Here is a 21,214-nt window from a genome sequence, read left to right on the forward strand (position 1 = left end):
CTGAACAAACTTAACCGCTAGGTGAAATCATTATTTAAATAATTAAGCCCATTTAATGCAATAGGCTTTTAATTTTATGGTTTGAATTGGTGCTTTTTTTAAATAATAAAAGCAGGCATGGTTATCCTGCTTTTATTTGGCGCATGACGGGTTTAGCTTGCTGCGAGGGTGCCCGCGCGATAATCTTGAATTGCCTGTTCAATTTCATCGGTAGTATTCATTACAAACGGACCGTATTGAACTATAGGCTCTTTGAGCGGCTTGCCTGAAATCACCAAAAAGCGTGTGTCGGCACTCAGGGCTTGTACGCTCAGTTGATCACCTTTGCTCAATAGGCCGGCATTGCCTTGGGTGAGTTTGCGTTTGTCTTCTCCAATTGCAATATCGCCCTCATACACATACAGGAACGTATTGTGATCTTCTGGCAGTGCATGATGAAATTCAACCTGCTCTGGCAAATGTACATCCCAGTAAATCGCTTCCGTGGTTAAACCCTGGATTGGTCCGCTGACAATTTTCCCATTCACAAATGCACTGTTTGCAATGACTTTAATGCGCCCCCCCTGCGGTAAATCAGCAACAGGAATATTGGCTGCCGCAATATCGCGATAACTTGCAGGCTTCATCTTCTCGGCAGCCGGCAAGTTTAACCACAATTGAAAACCGCGCATGGTGCCATGTTCCTGCTGGGGCATTTCGGAGTGGATGATGCCGCGGCCGGCAGTCATCCATTGCACATCACCGTTGCGTAGATGGCCTTTGTTGCCCATATGGTCTTCGTGCAACATATGGCCTTCGAGCATATAGGTCACTGTTTCAAAACCGCGATGGGGATGCGCAGGAAATCCTGCGATGTAATCATCGGCACTATTGCTGCCAAATTCATCGAGCATTAAAAAAGGGTCAAAGCGCGCATTTGGATGTTGGCCGAGGCTGCGTTTTATGCGTACACCAGCACCGTCGCTGGTCTCGCGGCCTTGCAGTATTTGCTGTAACTGGCGTTGCATAAAATGTACTCCTGTAGTGAAATTTATTGCCGGTAAATACGTGCTGTTAACAATGCGGCCGATTAAGCCGCAACACCTTGTTCAATCTCAGTCTTGGCGGCGGCAAACGCTTGGTCTTTTTGGCCCATGTTGAGGCCTTCCGCATAAATAAAGTGCACATCTTTCAAACCGACAAAGCTTAAAAAATTGGTGAGAAACTGGCTTTGCGTATCGCTCGGTTGGCCTTTGTGAACACCACCACGGGTGGCGATGATATACACGGGCTTGTTGTTGAGTAAGCCAACGGGGCCGGTCTCTGTGTATTTAAAGGTTACACCGGCGCGGGCGATATGATCGAAGTAAGCCTTGAGCGTAGAAGGTACGCCAAAGTTATACAGGGGCACACCAATGACGATCACATCCGCAGCTTCTATTTCTGCAATGATTTTATCCGAGTAGTCCAACACCGCCTGTTGTGCTTCAGTGCGGCCTTCTACGGGGCTAAACAATGCTTGCACACGCTCTGCATCCAAATGGGGTACATCTTCTTTGGCGAAATCGCGCACTACTACATCGCCGGTTGGGTTTTGCGCTTTCCAGCGCTGTACAAACTCCTGAGTCAGCACGCTGGAGTTACCGTTGTCGCCAAACAAACTGCTATTGATTTGCAAGAGAGTCGCCATGTTTAAATCCTCATCTTTTTGGTGGCTTGATTGCCATGTGTCCATTAAATGATTTGACGAGCGAATGATAAATAGCGATATTTGGTGGTATATGATCGAATAATTGGATCAGTTAGTTGTTCTTCTCGCAGGATCAAATTGCTATGAGTCAGGAAATCGTTCCACCCACTGCTGTGGGTACTACTGAAAATAAAGTGACATTAGAGCAGTGGCGAGCGCTGCTTGCCGTAATTGACGCAGGTGGTTATGCGAAGGCAGCAGAGATGCTTAATAAAAGCCAATCTGCAGTGTCCTATGCCATCTCCCAGTTGGAGACTGCATTGGGTGTGAAAGTGTTTCAGCTGCAGGGGCGTAAAGCAGTCGCATCGCCAGCAGGGGAATTGCTTTATCGCCGCGCCAAGCAATTGTTGGAGCAAGCGGAGCGTTTGGAGAAATCAGCGGGATGCCTCTCGATACACGTAGAGCCTTTGGTGAAGATTGCCGCCGATATTATTATCCCGCCAGCGCGGGTGTTGCAGTGTTTGGCGATTTTTGCAAAAGACTTTCCCGATACCCGCGTAGAGGTTTTTGAGTCGGTGTTGAGCGGTACTGAGGATGCACTCCTGCAGCGTCAGGTTGATCTGGCAATTGGCGGGCGCGTGCCTATGGGCTTTATGGGCGAAAAGTTGGTGACTGTGGTGATGCGCGGCGTCTCCAGTGCCGATCATCCGCTCCAGTTATTGGGGCGCTCTATTAACGATGAGGATATGCGCCAGCACCGGCAAATTATTGTGCGCGACTCTGGCCAATATCGCCGCCGCACCGAGGGGTGGCAAGAGGCGGATCAGCGTTGGACGGTGAGCCACATCAAAACATCACTGGATGCGATCCGTTTGGGGTTGGGGTATGCCTGGTTGCCTGATGCTTACACCCATGAGGATATTGAGGCGGGGCGCTTGAAGTACTTGCCGGTTGAAGTGGGTTCGGTGCGTGAGGTGACGACTTACCTCACCTTTGCCGATCGCGATTTCGCAGGACCAGCAACGCGACGACTTGCGGAGATTTTAAAAGAGCATTTACCTAAGATGTGCGGATACAGCAGTTAAATGCACCCGCCGGTTTGGTTGCCCGCGAACTAGTTGCTATCGCGGGCAACAACCTGGGTACTTAAACCTTGAACTCGACCCAAATGGGGCAGTGATCCGAAGGTTTTTCCATACCGCGAATATCATAATCAATTCCAGAAGCCGCGCACTTGTCTAGCAAGTTTTGTGTCATCAGAATCAAATCGATACGCAGGCCGCGTTTAGGATTATCTTCAAAGCCGCCGCTGCGGTAATCAAACCAGCTAAACAATTCATTGCTCTCAGGATTGTGTTCGCGGTAGCTGTCTTTCAACCCCAGTGCTAATAATTCATTAAGCCATTCGCGTTCTTCCGGTAGGAAGCTGCATTTGCCAGTACGCAACCAGCGCTTGCGGTTTTCCTCGCCAATACCAATATCAATATCCTGATGTGAAATATTCATATCTCCCATCAGAATAATTTGCTTGCCCTCATGTTCGGCATTTTTTAGGAAGTTGATTAAATCGGCATAAAACTTTCGCTTCGCAGGAAATTTTATCGCGTGGTCACGGCTCTCACCTTGGGGGAAATAACCGTTTAGCAGTGTCACTTCTCCGATAGGTGTATCAAACACGCCACCGATAAAACGGCGCTGGGCAAGTTCCTCGTCACCAGGGAATCCTTTGATGACCTTTTTGAAAGGATACTTGGAAAGTATTGCCACACCGTAGTGAGTTTTTTGGCCAAAATATTCGACGTGATAACCCATGGCTTGAATAGTGTCGAGCGGGAAATCAGGGTCATTTACTTTGGTTTCCTGAAGTCCAATAAAATCCGGATTGTGTTTTTCAATCACGGCTTCCAGTTGATGCAAACGTGTTCTGATGCTGTTGACGTTGAATGAGATAGCTTTCATAAATGGCTCTGTGAAGAAAAAACACCTGAGCATTACTGTTCAGGTGTTTGGTGTGTCAATACGAGTGTGAAGTTGCAGAACAGTTATTGTCTGGCGACTTTTTTCTCGGGTGTTAGTTGATTGATAAAGTCTGCCAACACATGCCCAGCTTCCATCAGGTAGGGGTCGTCTTTTGGTATGATTTCTTTGTCTGCCTCTTTTGGTGGTGCATCTTCGTCTTCATCGCCACCGTTTGCTTTCTTTAGAGCCGCGTAATCTGCATAAGGTTTTTCACTTTTGGCAATGCGCTTTTGGTTTTCCATGTCCAGCGCACGCTTTTCCATTTGTTGCTGCTCTGCCTGACGAGTGGCCAAACGCAGCGATACTTCTTTTTTTTCTGCAGCTTCTTTGAACATCGCACTTTGTTTGTTCAGAAAAATGAAATCAGGGTCTTGCGCCATACGTTCTTGATGGCTGGTTTCAATCTTTGGTAAAAATTTGCTAATGGTGTAATAGTTTTGATGTGGTGCCGGGTGGATGCGATCCCAAGGCAGCGCGTTATCATAACTACTTTCACCAATGTCATCCGGATCTAACAAGCTCGGCAATTGCACATCGGGAATAACCCCGCGATGTTGAGTGCTGTCGCCGGAGATGCGATAAAATTTTGCTTCGGTAATTTTTAGCCGGCCGTGTTTTAGCTCGACGAGATTCTGCACAGAGCCCTTACCAAAGGTGGTAGAGCCAATAATAATACCGCGACCGTAATCCTGAATGGCGCCAGCAAAAATTTCTGATGCCGAAGCGCTCAAACGATTAATTAATACCGCGATAGGCGCGCGATAAACTGCAGGTTGATAGGCGCGATAGTTGCGCGAAATGGTATCGTCACTTTGGCGAATTTGTACAACAGGACCTGGATCAACAAACAGATCGGTCAGCATAGCGGCTTCTGGTAATGAGCCACCGCCGTTATCGCGCAGATCGATAATAATGCCGTCTACTTTTTCTTTATTTAATTCATTAAGTAGGTTGAACACGTCGCGTGTTGTACTTTTATAGTTGGGATCACCCTTTTGATAGGCTTCAAAGTTCATGTAAAAAGTAGGAATGTCAATCACGCCCAGCTTGAAGGTTTTGTTGCCATTCTTCACTTCAAATACCGCTTTTTTCGCGGCTTGGTCTTCGAGTTTTACCGTTTCACGTTTAATAGTGATGTTTTTGTTGATAGTTGCAGTCGGATCCGATGGTATGACTTCCAGGCGCACGATTGTACCTTTTGGCCCGCGGATCAACTTGACGACTTCATCCAACCGCCAGCCAACTACATCGACAAATTCACCATCGACACCTTGTGCAATGGAGACAATTTTATCATTGGGTTTTAACTGGCCTTGTTTCTGTGCAGGGCCACCGACAACCAAGCTGCTGACCTTTGTGTAGTCTTCATCGCTTTGTAAAACAGCACCTATACCTTGCAGCTCAAGCGACATACTAATGTCAAAATTTTCGGCATTTTCAGGAGATAAATAATTGGTATGTGGATCGTAAAGCATGGTGAGTGAGTTCATCATCACGCTGAATGCTTCTTCATTGGTTTGCTGCTTCAATCTGCGCAGTTGGTTGGCGTAACGCTTACGCAACGTAGTTTTGCTTTCCTCCAGTTTTTTGCCTGAAAGCATAGAGTTGAGCAGGTTGGATTTAAGGTATTGCTGCCAGAGCTTATCCGCTTCTGCTTCATTGGCTGGCCAGGGAGCTTTTTCGCGGTCAAGCACGATGGACTCTTCGACATCAAAATCGAATTTTGTTTTTGGATCATCCAGCGTTTTTACCACTTTCTCGAGACGGGCAATCATGCGCTCATTGAAGCGATTGAAAATCGCAAAGCTGTTGTCGAGTTTGCCCTTTTTATAGTCGTCGTCAAAAGTTTTGCGATACTTTTCGAATTCTGCAATATCGGATTGGATAAAGAAGTTTTTTGCGCTGTCGAGTGATTTTAAGTATTCATCGAAGTAGCGCGAAGACAAGGCGTCGTTAAACTCCTGATCGCGGTAATGTTCGCTGTCCAGCTTTTGCACAAGATCAATCGCTGCCTTGCTTTGTTCGGGGGTGGGCTTGAGAACATCAATTTTGTCAGCAAAACTCAGTGAAGACAGGCTGACAATAAGGCTAAATAGGGTAAGTTTTAGCGATCTCACAACAACAATTTGCATAAAGTGTGTCTCAAAAAGTCAAAGCGCGTGTCTGGACGCGCCTGTGCGTAGCAGTGTTAATTAGTCTGATCATAACAACCCGCTACAACCTGGGTCGGGGTTTAACAGGACTCTTACTATAGCGGAATTGCACGGTTAAAGGCAGGTACAAGCCCCAGCGTTAGATAGGCTATTCGTGGTTGGGAGTCTACTTTCTGCAAAAAGTTTCCCCGCCACTACTGGGGGCTCGGTAATGAAGTGTCATCCACCTGATTGCTAGCATTGGCTGAGGTGGTGGTGCTCATCAAATCCAGCCATAACTCTTTGCGGTCCAACGGAGTCGCCTTGGGTAGATAGGGGTTTTTGATCCGGATAGCGCGACGCTTGCCCAAATCCGCTTTTCCCAGCGCCTCCTGGACTTCAGAGCTGCCGTAAAAATATTCGTTGAAGGCTCCATCCTTAATCGCTGACTCAAGTCCAAACTCAATATCTTTGGCCAATACAGGGTCTTTTTGGCTGACAAAAAAATAGGTTGGAAGGGGGTAGATCAACACAAGGTTTTTTTCAACCGTGAGTTTAAGGTCAGGAAATGCGGACAATTCAGTCCAGACTTCGTTGGCACCGCGTGGGAAGGCATCAAATCGTCCGCCATCCAGCATATGGTAGAGGCTGGGTTTTTTGGTGGTTTTGACTACATTGAGCCCCGCGCTTTCCAAAATAGAGGCATCTTGCCAGCTGCGCCCTTGTCCAAGGCGAATCTGCTTGAGGTCTTCCAGTGTTTTAATATTGTCAAAACGCGCCTGATCACCTTGACGAATAAAGAACAAGCGGTGATTCATTAGCCCGCGATAAGCATCAATCCTGATAGGGATAAAAGCGCGCTCCATTTCTTCCGATGTCCCGCCCCACATTACAGAAATTGCACCTGACTTGAGCGATTCCATAACGCGCGGACGGGAATAGACTTCACTGGTTGTGGAGAAAATATAGTTTTTATCCGAGTAGGAGAGTGCCAACTTGAGCAGGCCATTCATGTAATCCGTCTGTACATTCGATTTCATGTTGGTGATGACAGTTTTGGTTTCCGCAGCCAGTAGCGGTACTGTAATAACCGCTACTACCAATATCCCGTACCGCAGGATCTTTGTCAGGGTGATGTACATAAACACTACTCAGTCAGGATTATTTATTGAGGTTATAGACTTAAAAGTAGCACAGCTCTACCAGTTTAGTGTTTGGGACTAAAATCGTTTTTCTAAACGAAAAAGCCACAGCTTAAGTGTGGCTTTCGGGACCTGGTCTAATAAATGGGAACTGGGGTATTAGCAGGTTGTGCTGCAGTCAAACATCATGCGCATGAAGTCCGCCTGATCTGCGTTAGTCACACGAGTAGCAATAACCTGGGAGACTTGGCGGTTCTCCCATTTGAAATCGTAACGTGTAAAAGCAAGTTCACCATTGGGAGTTTCATCGGCACTAACCACCATGCTTTGGTAAGGCGATGTTTCCAGTATGTCTAAAAGCTCACGGATGGTAGTTGCCAAGCGAGCGCTGCCCAACAATTCGTGAGCACCTTTGTGGCTTACAAATATATAGTCGCAGCCCAGCATAGTGCTCAGGCTTAACACTAATTCTCCGTGTTGAACGGCTTTTGCCACATCAAAACTGTGAGAGCTGTGCGGTCGTGAATCATGTTGGTGAAGAGGCTGACTGACTGCCATGCTGTGCTCCGCAGATAAGTAAAAATTATTCTTCTTGCGTCCGGCAACTGGCTTTCCTGTGTTAACAGAATTTAACAGTCAGGATTCTAAAAAACCATAGTGTATCCTTAATAAATGTCGATAAATTTAACAATTTGTGCGTGAGTTGGCTCTCAATTCGGACATTAAAAAAGTGGCCCCAGGCCACTTTTTCAATATTATCAATAGCTTGGCTCTTACATTTAATTTTAAAATCAGGAGCTAGTTCTATTTACGAGTGTTTCTCGAATGGTGTCGCGCATTTTGCGCAGTGTTCTTTCAGTCGTTTCCCAATCGATACAAGCGTCAGTTACCGATACGCCGTATTTTAGGTCACACAGATTGGCTGGAATACTTTGATTGCCGGCGCCAATGTTGCTTTCCACCATCAAGCCAATAATAGATTTGTTGCCTTCCACAATTTGGTTGGCCACATTTTCCATCACCAGCGTTTGCAACTCGTGGTTTTTATTGGAATTGGCATGGCTGCAATCCACCATAATGTTGGGTACCACTTTCGCCTTGGCCAACTCTTGCTCACACAGGGCGACACTAACCGAATCGTAGTTAGGTTTGCCATTGCCACCGCGTAATACAACATGGCCATAACCGTTGCCGCGAGTGTGGATAATCGCTACCTGGCCTTCCGTATTAATACCAAGGAAGCGATGTGGTTTTGATACGGACTGCAGTGCGTTTATCGCGACCGTCAGGCCACCATCGGTTCCATTTTTGAAACCTACGGCCGACGACAATCCGCTCGCCATTTCGCGATGGGTTTGCGATTCGGTGGTGCGCGCCCCAATGGCTGACCAGCTAATCAAATCATGCAGGTATTGGGGCGATATAGGATCGAGCGCTTCAGTGGCAGTAGGCAGGCCCATTTCCGAGATATCCAGCAATAATTGACGGCCGATATGCAGGCCTTCTTCAATTTTGAAGGAATCATCCAGGTATGGGTCGTTAATTAAACCTTTCCAGCCTACGGTGGTGCGCGGTTTTTCAAAATACACGCGCATCACTACATAAATCGTATCGCTGACCTCATCCGCCAGTTTTTTCAGGCGTTGGGCGTAATCTTTGGCGGCCGCTACATCATGGATAGAGCAGGGGCCTATCACCACAAAAATCCGATGATCTTTGCGGTCCAGGATATTACGCACTACTTCGCGGCCTTGGGTTACAACGTCGCGCGCCTTGTCGGTCAGCGGGATTTTTTTCTTGAGTTCTGCGGGGGAAATCAGCAGCTCTTGCGAGACCACATTCAGGTCATCGACTTGGGTACTGGTCATGATGTCATTTCCTAAAAGTATCAATTCGTGGGTCATTCTACCTAATAGAGGTGAAAAAGTGGGATGGTTTTTTAATAGGTGCCATAAATAAAGACAATCTTCCTATTATTAATGGTTTTGTGAGATAAATGGTTTGTTTAGTCTGAAAAACGGGTGATTAGTATTTTATTAATCCTTAAAAGTAGACATTTTTTAGAATATTCATCCTTCAAATATGTCATCTATTGTTCATTGTGTTGAGTATAAGATCTTATTTTAGGTTGAAATGTGATCGCATTTTGATCGGTGCGATATAGGCAATAAGCATAATGGATACTATGGTTCTTCTAATATGTGCGTTTAGAAAGGATGGCATCGGGTAAATGAATAGCGCTCTCATTGTATTGTTACTGACAGTCTTGTTGTCTACGACGGCTTTAGCTGTAGAAACCCAGCGGACTGCTTTGGTTTTGGGGGGCGGTGGCGCGCGTGGTGCTGCTCATATAGGTGTGTTGGAGGTTCTGGAGCGCGAGCGTATTCCGGTCGATTGCGTAGTGGGAACCAGTATGGGTGGTTTGGTTGCTGGTTCTTATGCGGCGGGGCTATCGCCGCAGTCCATGCGTGACAAGCTCGCAACAGCGGATTGGACTGACATGTTCCTGGATGTGGCGGATTATTCCCAGCTGAGTTATCGCAAAAAAAAGTGAGCAGGCGTTATCTTACCGGTACCGAGTTGGGTTTGACCAAGCGCGGGATGCAAATCCAGCCAGGTGTAGTTGCGGGCGAAAAAATAAAATTATTTTTTAATCAGTTAGTGGATGCGGATCTCGGCGAGCGAGAAATTCAGGAGCTGGCCTTGCCCCTGGCGATAGTGGCAACTGATATAGGTACGGGGGAGCGCGTTGTTTTTCGCAGCGGTAGTTTGACCCAGGCGATGCGTGCCAGCATGTCTGTACCCGGTTTAATGGCGCCAGTGGAACATCAAAACCGTAAATTGGTTGACGGTGGATTGGTGGATAACCTGCCTATCGAGGTGGCGCGAGACTTGTGTAAGGCGGATAGGGTTATCGCCGTCAATGTTGGTTCACCCTTAAAGCCTCCCGAGAGTGTCGGTTCGCTCTTAAGTGTCACGGCGCAAATGATTGGTATTTTAACTAAACAAAATGTTGAGCGCTCGCTCGCCAGTTTGACGGGGAGTGATATTTATATCGCTCCTGAGTTAGGTGATATTAAAGCCTCTGATTTTGCTCGCTATGAGAAAGCTGCTGATATAGGCAGAGTTGCTGCGGAGCGGCAATTGTCGGCATTGCGTGTATTGTCTGTCGATGAAAAAACCTATGTTGCATGGAAACATAAAAATACGGATGCGCGTAAAAGGGAGATTCATATTGATCAAATTGTTATTGCGCCACTTCAACGTGTTCATCCTGAATATGTCGCGCGACAAATTCATCAACAAGAAGGGCAGTTGTTTGATCGCTCCCAATTGGAGCAGGATTTGGTGCGCGCTTATGGCGATGGTTTTTACGATGGGGTTGACTATCGTGTTACCAATCAAGCAGGTAGAAATATTCTTGAAATTACAGCAAGAGAAAAAAATTGGAGTTCTGACTACCTGACTTTTGGATTTTCTATCGATAACGAATATCACCAAGGGTCTAACTTTACCTTGCGCAGTGCCTATCGCAATACCTGGATGAATCCTTATGGTGGAGAATTTTTTGCCGCCGTAGATGTGGGCAATGAATCAGCTCTTGAATTGGATTATTACCAGCCGTTGAATTATCGACAAACTTACTTTATTGAGCCTCGCTATTTCAAAGGGCGAGAGGATATTGTGTTGTTCACTGATGGAACCAAACTGGCTGAGTATCAATTAGATACATCGTATTCCGAGTTGGTGCTCGGTACTAATTTGGATGTTTATGGGCAGACAACAATTGGCTGGCGTGAATATCGAATAAAAGGTACAGCGGATGTGAGTGCCATTGCATTGCCTGATGTCGATGAGCATTATGGTGGGATCTTGTTTTCGTTAAACCTTGATCGACGTAATCGCATTTATTTTCCTTCCCATGGTTGGCGCAGCGAGATCACTTTTTTTGACTCTCACAAAGAGGGGTACCAGAAACTTTCTGTTGATTTAGGTGGTGCCTATAAACTGAATGATTTTGTTTTTGCTGCGCGCACATTGTACGTGTCGTCGTTAGTAAATGAATTACCATTTTATGATGCGGTTATGCTGGGCGGGTTCTTAAACTTATCAGGTTATGCCAGTAATCAAATTATTGGTGATGATGCGTTTTATTCCCACCTACGTGCGGAGCGAATTATCGGACGTATGCCGTTAGGATTAAATGGTGATCTGCGTATGGGGTTTGCTGTGGAGGCTGCAAAATTGCAAACTGTTTATACTATGACTGATGAGGGCGATTGGCTTGATTCCGGAGTCATTTATTTGGGGGGTGAAACACCCTTGGGGCCCGTGTATCTAGGTTATGGTTTTTCCTTTAGTGGTGATTATAATTTGTACTTTAAGCTGGGTGCATTTTAATTATAAAGAGCGATCAGTCTCGCTGTGGCGAGGCTGATCGTAATTGATGTCTAAAAATGAAAAAGCGCAGCTGCATAGGGGCCTTTTATATCCACGTTTGTGTGTACATCGTCATCATCAATATTGACGGTCAGCGCGCGATATCCAACTTCAACGCCTAAATCTAATGCCGAGTCAAACGAATAGCCTATTTTTGCACTGTAATCAGCTAAATCATTGCCATCATAGCTGATGTAATTACCTTCAAAGCCCGCAAAGAAACCAGTCAAAGGTAAATCAAATTGCATACGTCCATAAGCGAGTGGTACGGAGATATCAATATCCGTTTTATCGCTGGAGCTTACACTTGTTGCTTCCAGATAGCCTGAATATTTTCTCAGTGTGACACCGAGATCCAGTATCAGCCAATTATCGAGTAGCTCGTAATAAAGTGCGGCGTCGGTGTAACTTAAATCAAAATCAGTTGCAACTGTACTACCGCTCGGATAGCCAATATTCCCAATGCTGAAATTATTTTCAATCACGCTGCTTTGTTCGCTGGTGATGTTATTTTGCTGAACTTTGATATTGGGAAAAAAGGGAATTGGGTGTTCGATAGCGATGTAGTAAAAATTATTATTGTTATCGCTCATGCCCAAATCACTTGCCGAAGTGGCTGGCTTGCCTATTTCGCCGGCGTATTCGCTTTGCCATGTGCCTGCACCTGCATAAATCCCGAATAGCGTATCGGCATTAGCCTGGCATGCAGCGGTCAATGCAAGTGTGCTAAGTGAAAAGTTCACAAGAGGAGAAAATGGTTTCATAAAAAATCCTGAAGCTTAAAGTAAAGTTTTTATCGGTTGGTGTAATTGAGTGTGACGAAAAGTTCGTGGTGCTTGTGAATATTACGCTTGGTAGTTTGAGTAAGGGTTAGGAGTCAATTACTTTATTTTGCAATAAATCTAAAAAGACTCGTGCGGCATTATTCAGGGTGCGTTGGCTGTGATGTATGTAGCCTAGCGGGCGCATAATCGGTGGCTGATCGATACTCAAAATATGTAGTCCATCATCAATAATGCGTCGCGGCAAAACGCCCCAACCAAGTCCAATACTCAGCAGCATTTTTATAGTGTCCAAGTGATTGGATACCATGCCCATATTCAATGCTAGTTGTTGGCGGTCAAACAAGTTTTTAATGAGCTGCGTGGTGTAGGTATTGGTATCCGGCATTATCGCCGGGTGCTGACTTAAATCGGCCAACTGAAGATGCGATTGCGTTGCAAGTGCATGGGTGGGCGCGACGACGAAATGGAGTTGGTCGTGCCAGAGGGTTTCGCTCTGGAGGCGTGCATCTTGTTGAAGCGCGAGCGTAATAGTGGCGATGTCAAATCTGCCTTGGAGTATTTCATGGTAAGCCTGCTCCGAATCGAGAAAGTGTAAATCCAGTTTTACTTGGGGGTAGCGCGTCGAAAAATCCCTCAAATAGGGTGGCAGATAATGCAGCCCTACATGGTGACTGGTGGCGATACTTAGCTTGCCTTGGATGTCGCCCTGTAAATCAGCAATAGCGCGCTGCGTGGCTGCGACCTCGCCCAAGATTAGCTTGGCTTTGCTTAACAACAGCTGACCCGCCTGAGTTAGGGCAACCTGCCGCCCAATACGATCAAATAAAGAAGCTTTGAGTTGCTCCTCCAGCAGGGCGATGCGCTTGCTGATGGCGGGCTGGGTAAGGTGCAAGCGTTCTGCTGCAGCAGAAAATGAACCATGTTCAGCAATTGCCACAAATGCATGTAAATGTTGAGTATCCATCGTTTTATTTTTAGTCCATTCCTTTTGGGAATGCAATATATAAAAAAGATAAATTTGTTTTATGGGTTGTCTGGCCGTACTATCGCCTTTACTAATTGATCTCGAGGCTATCCAGGCAAGTTGTCTTGAAGATCCGGAACAAATACCGTGTAAGCAGATCCTTTGGAGAACACCATGGCCGCTAAAACGCTTTACGACAAACTTTGGGATGCCCACCTCGTGCAGCAGCGCGACGATGGTTCTGCACTCATTTATATAGATCGTCACATAGTCCACGAAGTGACCTCCCCGCAAGCGTTTGATGGTCTGCGTTTGGCTGGCCGCAAGCCATGGCGTGTGGACTCCATCCTCGCCACTCCAGACCACAATGTGCCTACCACGCAAAAAGAGCGTGCTCATGGTGTTGCGGGGATTGAAGATCCGGTGTCCTTGATTCAGGTGCAGACGCTGGACGATAACTGCGATGAATTCGGTATTGTCGAGTTCAAGATCAACGATCACCGCCAAGGTATTGTGCACGTTGTCGGCCCTGAAACCGGCGCCTGCTTGCCCGGTATGACCGTTGTCTGCGGTGATTCCCATACCGCCACTAACGGTGCTCTCGGCGCTTTGGCGCATGGAATAGGCACGAGCGAAGTAGAGCACGTGATGGCGACCCAATGTCTGGTCGCTAAAAAAATGAAAAACATGCTCATTAAGGTGGATGGCAAGCTCGGTTTGGGTGTGACGCCAAAAGATGTTGTTTTGGCCATCATCGCTAAAATTGGCACGGCGGGCGGTACCGGCTACGCGATGGAATTTGGCGGTCAGGTTTTTCGCGATATGAGCATGGAAGGGCGCATGACCGTGTGCAACATGGCTATTGAAGCGGGCGCGCGCGCCGGTATGGTTGCGGTAGACCAAACCACTATCGATTATGTAAATGGCAGAACCTACGCACCTAAAGGTGATTTGTGGGATCGTGCCGTAGCCGATTGGCGCAATTATGTGAGTGATGACGGCGCGCACTTTGATGCAGTAGTCGAGCTGAACGGTGCTGAAATTAAGCCGCAAGTGAGTTGGGGTACTTCACCAGAGATGGTTGTTTCTGTTGAGGATAAGGTGCCCGACCCTGCGCAAGAAACTGATCCGGTAAAACGCGAAGGTATGTTGCGCGCATTGCAATATATGGGTTTACAAGCCAACCAGCCTATTACTTCGATTCATGTTGATCGCGTATTTATTGGCTCTTGCACTAATTCGCGCATTGAAGATATTCGCGCCGCAGCTGAAGTGGTGAAAGGCCGCACCAAGGCGTCATCGGTAAAAGAGGCGATTGTGGTTCCTGGTTCTGGTGCAGTAAAAGCGCAAGCGGAAGCCGAAGGGCTGGATAAGATTTTTATCGCCGCCGGTTTGGAATGGCGTGAGCCGGGTTGTTCCATGTGCTTGGCCATGAACGCGGATAAATTGGATAATGGCGAGCACTGTGCATCAACATCCAATCGCAATTTTGAAGGGCGCCAGGGCTACGGTGGCAGAACGCATTTGGTGAGCCCGGCGATGGCTGCTGCCGCTGCGATTGCGGGTCATTTTGTCGATGTGCGCACATTCAATTAATCAGTAGGAGACCGCGATGAAAAGTTTTACCGTTTTGCAAGGCGTTGCTGCTCCTATGGATCGCGCCAATGTCGATACCGATATGATTATCCCTAAGCAATTTTTGAAATCGATTAAACGTACCGGTTTCGGAAAGAATTTGTTTGATGAGCTGCGCTATCTCGATGAAGGTAAACCGGATCAAAGTTGCGAAGGGCGCCCAATAAACCCGGATTTTCCGCTGAATTTTCCGCGTTACAAGGGCGCAACTGTGCTGTTGTCGCGCGAAAACTTCGGTTGTGGCTCTAGTCGCGAACATGCGCCTTGGGCATTGGATGACTACGGCTTTCGTAGTGTGATCGCGCCCAGCTTTGCCGATATTTTTTATAACAACTGTTTCAAGAATGGTTTGCTGCCCATCGTATTAAGTGATGAGATTGTCGATAGCTTGTTTAATGAAATGTACGCGGCAGAAGGCTATCAATTGACAATTGAATTATCAGCGCAAGTTGTTAAAACCCCAGGCGGTGAAAGTTTTGCGTTCGATGTAGATGAATTTCGCAAACATTGCTTGTTAAATGGGTTGGATGATATTGGTTTAACTCTCGAACATGCTGATGCCATTCGCGCCTACGAAGCCAAAAAACGCGTTGAAGCGCCTTGGTTGTTTGATGTAGTTAAATGAGAGGCGAAATAAGAGTTTTTTAATTGGAGAATGCTTGTGGGCAAACATATTTTAATTTTGGAAGGCGATGGCATCGGTCCTGAAATTGTGCGTGAAGCGCGCAAGGTGCTGGATGTGGTTAATGCCAAATTCGATTTGGGCTTAACCTTTGAAAACGAATTGATGGGCGGCTGCGCAATTGATGTGCATGGCGTTCCACTGGCGGATTTGACGCTCGAAAAAGCGCGCAAGGCCGATGCGATTTTGCTGGGTGCTGTTGGTGGCCCCAAGTGGGATAAATTGGACCGCTCGATTCGCCCGGAAAAAGGTTTGCTGAAGATTCGTTCACAATTGGGTTTGTATGCGAATTTACGTCCTGCGTTGTTATATCCACAGTTGGTAGATGCATCTTCTCTGAAACCGGAAGTGGTTTCTGGCTTGGATATTTTGATCGTACGCGAATTGGCAGGCGGTATTTATTTTGGTGAGCCGCGCGGTATTCGCGTATTGGAAAATGGCGAGCGCGAAGGTTACAACACCTACAAATATTCCGAGAGCGAGATTATCCGTATCGGCCGTACCGCTTTTGAGATGGCGCGCAAACGTAATGGTAAAGTCTGCTCGGTCGATAAGGCGAATGTGCTTGAGGCGACTATGTTGTGGCGCGAAGTGATGGATACGCTGCATAAAGAATATCCGGATGTTGAGCTGTCCCACATGTATGTCGATAACGCGGCTATGCAATTGGTGCGTGCGCCAAAACAGTTCGATGTGTTGGTGACTGGCAACATGTTTGGTGATATTTTGTCCGATGCGGCAGCCATGTTGACTGGCTCTATTGGTATGCTTCCGTCAGCGTCATTGGATAAAGATGGTCGCGGTATGTATGAGCCTTGCCATGGTTCTGCACCGGATATCGCTGGGCAGGGTATAGCTAACCCGCTCGCGACGATTTTGTCGGTATCCATGATGTTGCGTTATTCGCTCGGTTATCCTCAGGTTGCAGACGCAATTGAGGTTGCAGTCGGCAAGGTGTTGGATCAAGGTTATCGCACCGCAGACATTTATACGGAAGGTAAGACCAAAGTCTCTACCTCGCAAATGGGCGATGCTGTTGTTGCAGCGCTGGCCTAATCATTAGCTTGTGAATTAATCGTTAGAGAGAGACTGAGATGAAAGTAGGTTTTGTAGGTTGGCGCGGTATGGTCGGCTCTGTATTGATGGAACGTATGCAAGCAGAAAACGACTTTGCGGCTATCGAACCCGTATTTTTTACCACTTCAAATGTAGGTGGTGATGCCCCGGCTGTTGCCGTTGGATTGCCTGCATTGAAAGATGCTTATTCAGTTGATGATTTGAAGCAATTGGATGTGATTGTTACCTGTCAGGGTGGTGACTACACCAATGAGATTTTCCCGAAGCTGCGCTCGTCTGGCTGGGATGGCTATTGGATCGACGCGGCTTCCAGTCTGCGTATGGAGAATGACGCGGTCATTATTCTTGACCCGGTTAACCAGGGTGTTATCGACTCGGCGCTGAAGAAAGGCGTTAAAAACTTTATTGGTGGCAACTGCACTAACTCCATCATGCTGATGGGTGTGGGTGGTTTGTTTCATGCGGGTTTGGTGGATTGGGTTAGCTCTATGACCTATCAAGCCGCCTCGGGTGGTGGTGCCAACCACATGCGCGAATTGTTGAAAGGTATGGGCGTGATTCATGATGCTGTGGCTGATGAGTTGGCAACACCTGCTTCAGCGATTTTGGATATCGACAGAAAAGTGGCTAACACTATCCGTAACGACGTGCCGCGCGAATTTTTTCCAGCTCCGCTTGCTGGTGGTTTGATCCCTTGGATCGACAAGCAATTGGATAATGGCCAGTCCAAAGAAGAGTGGAAAGGTCAGGCTGAAGTTAACAAAATTTTGGGGAATACCGACACCATCCCCGTTGATGGTTTATGTGTGCGCATTGGTGCTATGCGGTGCCATAGTTTGGCGTTGACTATCAAGCTCAAAAAAGATCTTCCGCTTGCAGAGATTGAATCCATCATTAAGTCAGGTAATGATTGGGTTAAATTTGTGCCAAACGACCGTAGCATCACTGAGCAAGAGTTGACGCCAGCTTCTATCACTGGCGGCCTCAAAATTGGGGTAGGTCGAGTGCGTAAACTCAATATGGGGCCAGAATATATTTCTGCTTTCGTGATTGGCGATCAGTTGTTGTGGGGTGCGGCTGAGCCGTTGCGCCGCATGCTGCGTATCTTGCAAGGGTCAAAATAAGCGGTTTTCTACTTATCCAGTCCTGGTAAAAAACAAACCCCAAGGTTGGTGACACCCTTGGGGTTTTTGCTTTTTATAACCGCTTTAGGGGTAAATAAGGATTTAAATGTCAGTCCTTTTTCACATTTTTGTAAAATCACTCCTGAAAACTATCAAAAAAGCCGCTTTGTTTAGTCTTTGTCAAGACCCCGAGTATTGATAAAAACCTATTTATAATGAATACTTACGAACGATACTGAAGATTCATTCGAGGTTTTATGCCTCATCAGCACAGCTTCATTTACTCATCAAGCTGTGTTAATCAACTAAAATGTCTGACTAATCGTGTTTAGTTCAGCCGTGGAATAATAAAAGGATAGCGCTATGCGTCTTCGTCAGTTGGTTTTAGCCTGTGGTCTTACATCTCTTGTACTGTCGCCTTATGCCAGTGCTTTGGGATTGGGTGAGGTTAAGCTCAAGTCAACGCTTAACCAGCCGCTGGAGGCCGAGGTCAAGCTACTTGATACACGCGATCTTACGGCGGAGCAGATTCTGGTTGCTTTGGCATCCCCGGCTGATTTTGAACGCAATGGTGTAGATCGTTTGTTTTTCTACACAGAGTTTCAGTTTCAAGTAGACCTTGAGGCTGCTGATGGCCCCAAAGTGGTTATCACCTCGCGCAGCCCGGTTCGCGAACCCTACCTGAATTTTTTGATTGAAGCCCGCTGGACTGCTGGCCGCTTGTTGCGCGAATACACCCTGTTAATGGATCTACCTACTTTTGATGATGGCGGAGCTACACAAGCAGTGCAAACTGCGGTCACCAGCAATAAATCGCAGCAACCGCGCTCTACCACATCAACACCTAAAGCAACGTCAGATTCCGGCTACACCAGTGAGCCGCGCCAGGTGCCTAGTGCCCGCCAGCCCAGCCTGAGTGGCGATGAATATGAAGTTCGCAGCAATGATACGCTGTGGGAAGTTGCGCTGCGTGCGCGTCCTGATTCCAGCGTGTCAGTCCATCAGAGCATGATGGCGCTCTATCGCGCTAATCCTGAAGCCTTTATCAACGGCAATATCAACAGATTGCGTCGCGGACAAGTTTTGCGTGTTCCGGATGCGAGCGAGATGAAATCGCTTAATAAGTCTGAGGCTGTGAGTCAATTTGCCCAGGCAACCGGCGACTCGAATTCAGGCGCACAGTTAAATGCATCTCGTCGTACCAGCTCAACCCGTGCTGAATCTACCGAGGTAAGTGGGCGAGTAAAGCTCGCAGCTCCTTCAGCGGGTACAGCTAGTACAGGCCAAGGTAGTGGCGCTAACGATGGTGCAGGTAAGGCGCTGGAGTCTGAGTTGGCTGTGACTTTGGAGGAGCTGGATAAATCCAAAGCGGAAAATACTGAATTAAGTTCGCGGGTAAAAGATCTTGAAGCACAGATCGAAACCATGGAGCGTTTGGTTGAAGTAAGCAATGAAAAATTGCGTGCATTACAGGTGGCCGCTGGCCAGGCTGCATCATCTCCAGCACAGGTGCCTGAGGCTCCCATTGTCGCAGAGCCAGTTGCTGCGGTGGCGGATGTTGCCAGTTCTGAAGCTGTTGTAGCCAGCTCTGAAGCCGCCGCATCTAGTGTTGCTGCAGTGGCACCGCCGCAACCAGCCCCGCCGAAGAAGGTCATTGTTCCACCTAAACCTGAGCCGACGTTAGCCGATACTGCAGTTGAAAATGCACCTTGGATAGGCTTGGGGATTTTGGGTTTGGCCGGTGCAGGCTATTTTGCTTACCGCCGCCGCAAGCAGGCTGAAGAGCAGCAGGCTGAAGAGCAGGATGATGTTTTTGCCATGGATGATTCAGCTGGTAAGAATGAAGAAGTGGCTGATGAAGCAACTCACTTCAATGAAACCGATGAAACGTCACTTTTTGATGAACCTAATGAAACGACTGCAGTTGCTGAAACGGGCGATGTAGTTGGCGAAGCAGATATTTATATCGCTTACGGTAAGTTGGATCAGGCTGAGGAAATGCTTCTCAACGCCCTGCAAAAAGATCCTGACTCAGCTGATATTCGCATGAAGTTGCTGGAGGTTTACTCCCAACAGCAAAATGGCCCTGCATTTGATAAGCATTACGCGGCGCTCTTGCCTCTGGCGGGTGGAGCCCTGCTGGCACGTGCTTCTGAGTTGCGCGAGGGCATCTCAGGGGCGGGTGAATTCGATCCTGCCGCTTCAGTTGCAAATGAAGCACAGGATGCAGATCTGGATCAATTCTCTCTCGATGATTTTAATCTTGATGATGACCTTTCTGTCGCACCAGTCGCGACAGCAAGTGAGCCAACTAGTTTTGATTTTGACCTCGATCTGGACGATGACGAGTCCAATCTCTCGTCTGCTATCGCAGATGCGCCTGCAGCAGTGGAAAATGAATTTGAGTTGGATTTTGATGATGATCTGGCTGCTGAAGCCGAAGATTTGTCTGAGTTGTCATTGGCTCTCGATAATTTGGATGCTGACACTCTTCCTGAAGATCTGGAGGTTAAGGCTCCTTCAATCGAAGATGGGTTCAACTTCGATTTGGACGACGACCTTGAATTGAGTGAATCGGCAGTAGAGGAATCTGCTGAACTTGTTGCGGCAGAGTCGGAGTCGTTGGAGGTCGCGGCAGATGATTTTAATCTGGATATGAATGTTGATGATGTCGATCTGGCAGCGCTTGACCATGAAATGGAAAGCCTGGATGTAGATTTTGATGATGACCTTTTAGGTGAAGATGGGGACTTGGGAATTGAAGATCTCGACCTCTCTGATGTGAAGTCTGCACAAGATGATATTTCGACGTCAAAACTTAGCTTGACCGATGATTTGGATAAGCCTGAAACATCCGTGGGTTTTGAACTGGATGATGATCTAGTTGATTTTGGTGTTGATGATAATGCCGAAGACCTGGAGGTGGATCTTGCAGACGATACTGAAGCTTTGGCTGAAGCCAGTGCAGATGAATTGCTGCCAGATTTTGATTTGGATGATGATGACACTTTTAGCTTTGAAGAAGAGGCATTGGCTGATAGTGATTTGGATCTGGCTGCGTTTGAAGATGATCTTGGGGAGTTAAGTGAATCTACGGAATTTGACGGCGCTGACTTTGCGGTGGCGGATGATATTGTTGATTTGGAATTGCAGGATGAAATTCCTTCACGGCCAGAACCTGTCCAAGAGTCTCCTGCGGTTATAGCAGACGAGGCTGCGCTGGTTGATGCCGAACAAGAGCATGACGAAGATTTGTTTGCGCAGGCGCTGTCAGATTTTTCAGGCGATTCAGACGATATCGATTTGAATGAGTTCTCCAGCGACGAGGCCGCACTGGCCGATTTGTCAGATGACGACATGGATGCCGAATTGGATTTCCTTGCCGATGCCGATGAGGCTGCAACCAAGCTGGATTTGGCGCGCGCTTATATTGATATGGGCGATAGTGAGGGTGCGAAAGATATCCTTTCTGAAGTCCTCGGTGAAGGTAACGATGAGCAGCGTAAAGAAGCCAATGAGTTGCTCGGCCGAATAGGCTAATTTTT

The 21,214-nt window shown here is 47.3% G+C and carries 17 protein-coding genes; 8 read left to right on the plus strand and 9 right to left on the minus strand.

The window, feature by feature from the left end; genetic code table 11:
- Window positions 1-152 precede the first annotated feature (152 nt).
- Both B4E62_RS11770 and B4E62_RS11775 read right to left on the minus strand, forming a co-directional pair.
- A complete protein-coding gene (locus B4E62_RS11770; RefSeq protein ID WP_310071302.1) occupies window positions 153-1,007 on the minus strand; it encodes a pirin family protein in 855 nt (284 codons plus the stop codon).
- Window positions 1,008-1,069: 62 nt separating this feature from the next.
- The gene (locus tag B4E62_RS11775; RefSeq protein WP_331352204.1) at window positions 1,070-1,669 is read right to left on the minus strand and encodes an FMN-dependent NADH-azoreductase; all 600 of its coding nucleotides are present in this window, start codon (window positions 1,667-1,669) and stop codon (window positions 1,070-1,072) included.
- 143 nt (window positions 1,670-1,812) lie between these two features.
- Between B4E62_RS11775 and B4E62_RS11780 the strand changes: the two genes are divergently transcribed.
- On the plus strand, window positions 1,813-2,754 hold the full coding sequence (locus B4E62_RS11780; protein ID WP_310071299.1) for a LysR family transcriptional regulator: 942 nt from the start codon (window positions 1,813-1,815) through the stop codon (window positions 2,752-2,754).
- Window positions 2,755-2,815: 61 nt separating this feature from the next.
- Here B4E62_RS11780 and xthA read toward each other — a convergent pair whose 3' ends face one another.
- The 5 genes from xthA to B4E62_RS11805 form a co-directional block, all read right to left on the minus strand.
- On the minus strand, window positions 2,816-3,628 hold the full coding sequence (gene xthA / locus B4E62_RS11785; RefSeq protein ID WP_331352205.1) for an exodeoxyribonuclease III: 813 nt from the start codon (window positions 3,626-3,628) through the stop codon (window positions 2,816-2,818).
- Window positions 3,629-3,711: 83 nt separating this feature from the next.
- Window positions 3,712-5,820 carry a carboxy terminal-processing peptidase gene (locus B4E62_RS11790; protein WP_331352206.1) on the minus strand — a complete coding sequence of 703 codons (2,109 nt, stop codon included), beginning with the start codon at window positions 5,818-5,820 and terminating at the stop codon, window positions 3,712-3,714.
- A 215-nt stretch (window positions 5,821-6,035) separates the two neighbouring features.
- Complete coding sequence (locus B4E62_RS11795; protein WP_331352207.1) at window positions 6,036-6,962, minus strand: diguanylate cyclase; 927 nt, start codon at window positions 6,960-6,962, stop codon at window positions 6,036-6,038.
- Between the two features lie 159 nt (window positions 6,963-7,121).
- Window positions 7,122-7,520, minus strand: a complete 399-nt coding sequence (locus B4E62_RS11800) for a hypothetical protein (protein ID WP_331352208.1) — start codon at window positions 7,518-7,520, stop codon at window positions 7,122-7,124.
- Window positions 7,521-7,753: 233 nt separating this feature from the next.
- Window positions 7,754-8,830 carry a 3-deoxy-7-phosphoheptulonate synthase gene (locus B4E62_RS11805; protein ID WP_310071286.1) on the minus strand — a complete coding sequence of 359 codons (1,077 nt, stop codon included), beginning with the start codon at window positions 8,828-8,830 and terminating at the stop codon, window positions 7,754-7,756.
- A gap of 362 nt (window positions 8,831-9,192) precedes the next feature.
- Between B4E62_RS11805 and B4E62_RS11810 the strand changes: the two genes are divergently transcribed.
- A complete protein-coding gene (locus tag B4E62_RS11810) occupies window positions 9,193-9,516 on the plus strand; it encodes a patatin-like phospholipase family protein (RefSeq protein WP_331352209.1) in 324 nt (107 codons plus the stop codon).
- Window positions 9,513-11,363, plus strand: coding sequence for a patatin-like phospholipase family protein (locus B4E62_RS11815; RefSeq protein WP_331352210.1), 1,851 nt, complete (start codon window positions 9,513-9,515; stop codon window positions 11,361-11,363). The genes B4E62_RS11810 and B4E62_RS11815 overlap by 4 nt, the downstream gene beginning before the upstream one ends.
- Before the next feature lie 50 nt (window positions 11,364-11,413).
- Here B4E62_RS11815 and B4E62_RS11820 read toward each other — a convergent pair whose 3' ends face one another.
- Window positions 11,414-12,166, minus strand: a complete 753-nt coding sequence (locus tag B4E62_RS11820; RefSeq protein ID WP_310071280.1) for a TIGR04219 family outer membrane beta-barrel protein — start codon at window positions 12,164-12,166, stop codon at window positions 11,414-11,416.
- A gap of 106 nt (window positions 12,167-12,272) precedes the next feature.
- Window positions 12,273-13,151 (minus strand): LysR family transcriptional regulator, encoded by an 879-nt coding sequence (locus B4E62_RS11825; protein WP_310071278.1) that lies wholly within the window; start codon window positions 13,149-13,151, stop codon window positions 12,273-12,275.
- Between the two features lie 174 nt (window positions 13,152-13,325).
- Here B4E62_RS11825 and leuC point away from each other — a divergent pair, with 174 nt between their 5' ends.
- The 5 genes from leuC to B4E62_RS11850 all read left to right on the plus strand — a co-directional run bounded on the left by leuC (window position 13,326) and on the right by B4E62_RS11850 (window position 21,209).
- Entirely contained in the window at window positions 13,326-14,747 is a 1,422-nt protein-coding gene (gene leuC / locus B4E62_RS11830; RefSeq protein ID WP_331352211.1) for a 3-isopropylmalate dehydratase large subunit, read from the plus strand.
- Between the two features lie 16 nt (window positions 14,748-14,763).
- A complete protein-coding gene (gene leuD, locus B4E62_RS11835; RefSeq protein ID WP_331352212.1) occupies window positions 14,764-15,411 on the plus strand; it encodes a 3-isopropylmalate dehydratase small subunit in 648 nt (215 codons plus the stop codon).
- Window positions 15,412-15,441: 30 nt separating this feature from the next.
- Window positions 15,442-16,524: a 3-isopropylmalate dehydrogenase gene (gene leuB, locus B4E62_RS11840; RefSeq protein WP_414633264.1), complete on the plus strand. Its 1,083-nt coding sequence runs from the start codon at window positions 15,442-15,444 to the stop codon at window positions 16,522-16,524.
- A 38-nt stretch (window positions 16,525-16,562) separates the two neighbouring features.
- Entirely contained in the window at window positions 16,563-17,669 is a 1,107-nt protein-coding gene (gene asd, locus B4E62_RS11845; protein ID WP_331352214.1) for an aspartate-semialdehyde dehydrogenase, read from the plus strand.
- A gap of 363 nt (window positions 17,670-18,032) precedes the next feature.
- Window positions 18,033-21,209 carry a FimV/HubP family polar landmark protein gene (locus B4E62_RS11850; protein WP_331352215.1) on the plus strand — a complete coding sequence of 1,059 codons (3,177 nt, stop codon included), beginning with the start codon at window positions 18,033-18,035 and terminating at the stop codon, window positions 21,207-21,209.
- The last annotated feature ends 5 nt before the right edge of the window (window positions 21,210-21,214 follow it).

Source organism: Cellvibrio sp. UBA7671, assembly GCA_002483145.1.
Classification (GTDB): domain Bacteria; phylum Pseudomonadota; class Gammaproteobacteria; order Pseudomonadales; family Cellvibrionaceae; genus Cellvibrio; species Cellvibrio fibrivorans.